The following is a 2,053-nucleotide window of genomic DNA, read 5'->3' as shown; positions in this document are numbered from 1 at the left end:
GTATGCGTCCGGTTATCCCATCTTGACATGGGCCGCTCACAGATAGCTTAGCAAGAGATCAAGCCGCGGGTTTACAGCAACCAGCTTCACCACCGATCTGGATTGGTGGGCAGGGAACGGATCCGTACGAGCAGAACACACAGCAGTCACCGGCCTTCGGGCGCAAGACGGCGTGGCACCCTTCGCACTCATAGAACCATTGGCAGGCATCGGTGGGCATCTCTTCGGTCTTCATATGACCGCACTCGGGGCAGGTGAAGACAGAGGTCAGGATGACATCGCTCATGGGTTTACAGACACAACAGTGGACGGGAATCCGGCGTTCTTGGTCGCACTGGTCAGGGCCTCAACCTTCACCTTGGCACTGTCAAACACCACTGTGGTTTCCCGCTTGGGCAGGTTGGACTTGACGTCGATGACCCCATCGATCCGGGTCAACGCCAATTTGACGGTGATTGGGCAGGTCGGGCAGTTCATCCCTGGCACCGAGAGGACCGCACTCTGCTGGGCCGCCCAGCTCGGCCCGATGAGTAGCATTGCCGCCGCAGGGATGATCCATCGTTTCATTGCAGAACCCTTCATTCAGTAGAACCAGTGGGCGATCCAGGGGAACGCCAATGAAATTCCCAGTAGTAGGACTACCAGCAGGAACAGCACCTTGTAGGACCGGTTGACCATGGGGCGCTCACAGACCTGGCCCACATCGCACGCTACCGCAGGGCGCCATATCCGGCGTCCTGCAACCACCAAGGCAATCGCCGCCGCCCCCATGAACCACGGTTGATAAGGCTCCAGCAGCGTCAGAGAGCCGATCCAGGCCCCGGAGATGCCCAGCATGATCAGCACCAGGGGGCCCAGGCAGCAGGCGGAGGCGAGCAGCGCCGAAATACCACCAGCAATCAGGGCCTTGCCGCCGCCAGTGGTCTGGCCCGGGTGGTCGGTAGATGTTGTAGACATGCGATAAGCTTACTTCCGTACCAAAGTACAGAGTCAAGCGCCATGACCCATACCCCTTCACAGTCCGACGGCAGCATGACGATCGGAGATCTCGCGAAAGCGGCCGGTGTGAACGTCGAGACCATCAGGTTCTATCAGCGCAAAGGGCTGATGCCAGAGCCGGACCGTCCTGTGGGCAGCATCCGGCGCTATGGCCTGTTGACGCTGACCGAAAACTGACCACCTGGTCAATTTTGAATCGGCGCCAACAGGAAGAGGGCGAAGAACCGGACTGGCTCGATCTGCTGGCGGTCATGAGGACATGCAGCAAAGTTTTTGGGGCAGACGCCCGCCAACTGTGGCTGCGCTTGGTGTTCATGCGACTGATCAACGCCCGTGTGTCGCTGGGAAAGTTCGGCTTTGTGTACCGGTCCCTTGCTCGCTGGGAGCTGGCACCCGCCACCGCACTGCGGCCCGCCATGGAGCCCGAATGCCAACCGGCCCAGTCCTGCCTCCAGTGGCAGGGCCCGCGATGGGAATTGGATCAGCTGCTCAAGCAATCGGTGGCATTCGGGATATCTCAGAACGAGGCACGCACGCTGCTCCAGAAGATGGTCGAGGTGATCAACCGGTGGAAGGTGAAGGCCGAGCAGTACCCGGTGCGCATGACGAGCACCGACATCGCATCACTTGAAGCGGCCATGGAGAACGCGCAGCTTCGGAAGGCCCGGGAGTTGGTGGGCGGCCGGCGGCCATGAGCTCCAAGCCGAAGGAGGCCGGGCCTGGCAGGTCGGGCAGGAGGGTGGGGGCTTGCAGGGTCCGAAGGCGGAATCCCTTTTTCGTGCGCGCGGGCGTGCGCGCGTATTTATTCTTTAATGGGTGTCCGGCCAAATGAACCCAGCGCTCACCAGAAATTTCTGAGCAAGAGAAAGAGCGGCCAAAACGACTGCAGGCGCGATACAGGTTCGCTGCAGACTGCGTCCACCGCCAGTAAGACAAGGCTCCCACGCAAGTGGGGGCCTTTTGTCTTTCTGGGCCCAGTGTTTTCGCGGGGTTGCGGGCGGAGGCCGATTCTCTGTGGCTTCTCTCGCTGCAGCTTTTCTGGCCTTTGCTGCGG

General features: G+C 60.7%; 4 protein-coding genes and 1 pseudogene. 2 read left to right on the top strand and 3 right to left on the bottom strand.

The genetic code is table 11. The features are described 5' to 3' along the window. Nucleotides 1–58 precede the first annotated feature (58 nt). Genes BC358_RS22280 through merT form a run of 3 tightly spaced genes read right to left on the bottom strand, consistent with a single transcriptional unit; the run spans nt 59 to nt 957 of the window. Nucleotides 59–286, bottom strand: coding sequence for a GDCCVxC domain-containing (seleno)protein (locus tag BC358_RS22280; RefSeq protein WP_079364968.1), 228 nt, complete (start codon nt 284–286; stop codon nt 59–61). Next, nucleotides 283–567, bottom strand: coding sequence for a mercury resistance system periplasmic binding protein MerP (merP, locus tag BC358_RS06430; RefSeq protein WP_079364967.1), 285 nt, complete (start codon nt 565–567; stop codon nt 283–285). The genes BC358_RS22280 and merP overlap by 4 nt, the downstream gene beginning before the upstream one ends. 15 nt (nt 568–582) lie before the next feature. Further along, nucleotides 583–957: a mercuric ion transporter MerT gene (gene merT / locus BC358_RS06425; RefSeq protein WP_070401208.1), complete on the bottom strand. Its 375-nt coding sequence runs from the start codon at nt 955–957 to the stop codon at nt 583–585. Nucleotides 958–999: 42 nt separating this feature from the next. Between merT and BC358_RS06420 the strand changes: the two are divergent. Together BC358_RS06420 and BC358_RS06415 are read left to right on the top strand one after the other, a co-directional pair. After that, nucleotides 1,000–1,167: pseudogene (locus tag BC358_RS06420) on the top strand (MerR family DNA-binding transcriptional regulator); the annotation flags it as partial. A 146-nt stretch (nt 1,168–1,313) separates the two neighbouring features. Next, the gene (locus BC358_RS06415) at nt 1,314–1,694 is read left to right on the top strand and encodes a hypothetical protein (RefSeq protein WP_143434200.1); all 381 of its coding nucleotides are present in this window, start codon (nt 1,314–1,316) and stop codon (nt 1,692–1,694) included. Nucleotides 1,695–2,053 lie beyond the last annotated feature (359 nt).

The organism is Hydrogenophaga sp. H7 (assembly GCF_002025745.1).
GTDB lineage: Bacteria > Pseudomonadota > Gammaproteobacteria > Burkholderiales > Burkholderiaceae_C > Hydrogenophaga > Hydrogenophaga pseudoflava.
This window is presented reverse-complemented; position numbering and strand designations above follow the sequence as displayed.

Bases quoted from the DNA above. Each gene is read 5' to 3' on its own strand.
- merT (WP_070401208.1), bottom strand. From the start codon at position 957: ATGTCTACAACATCTACCGACCACCCGGGCCAGACCACTGGCGGCGGC.
- merP (WP_079364967.1), bottom strand. From the start codon at position 567: ATGAAACGATGGATCATCCCTGCGGCGGCAATGCTACTCATCGGGCCG.
- BC358_RS22280 (WP_079364968.1), bottom strand. From the start codon at position 286: ATGAGCGATGTCATCCTGACCTCTGTCTTCACCTGCCCCGAGTGCGGT.
- BC358_RS06415 (WP_143434200.1), top strand. From the start codon at position 1,314: ATGCGACTGATCAACGCCCGTGTGTCGCTGGGAAAGTTCGGCTTTGTG.